Source organism: Paraburkholderia sp. SIMBA_054, assembly GCF_046534875.1.
Lineage (GTDB): Bacteria > Pseudomonadota > Gammaproteobacteria > Burkholderiales > Burkholderiaceae > Paraburkholderia > Paraburkholderia hospita.
Map to the genome: position 1 here is coordinate 1 of NZ_JAWRXV010000951.1, position 264 is coordinate 264.

Annotated in this window: 1 protein-coding gene; it reads left to right on the top strand. The window is 69.3% G+C overall.

From position 1 onward, the window contains the following. The coding region (locus tag SB822_RS57935) for a TetR/AcrR family transcriptional regulator C-terminal domain-containing protein (RefSeq protein ID WP_410859217.1) at positions 1 to 264 on the top strand (264 nt) is incomplete at both ends.

A 264-nucleotide genomic window follows, 5' to 3' on the forward strand; every position in this document is an offset into this window, starting at 1 on the left:
GGCATCGGCGAGGCCTTCTTCACGATGATCAGCTCCGACGCGGCGATCGCCACCCACCGGATGATGCTGGCGCCGGGGACCGGCGACGAGCACATCCGCGAGATGTTCTGGAACGCCGGCCCCAAGCGCATCCAGCAGTCGCTGGCCGACTTCCTGGCCGCCCGCGCCGCCGACGGCGAACTGGAGGTGCCGGACCTGTCCCTGGCCGCCTCGCAGTTCTTCTGCCTGCTCAAGGGCGAGCTGCACCCGATGATGATGTGCGGG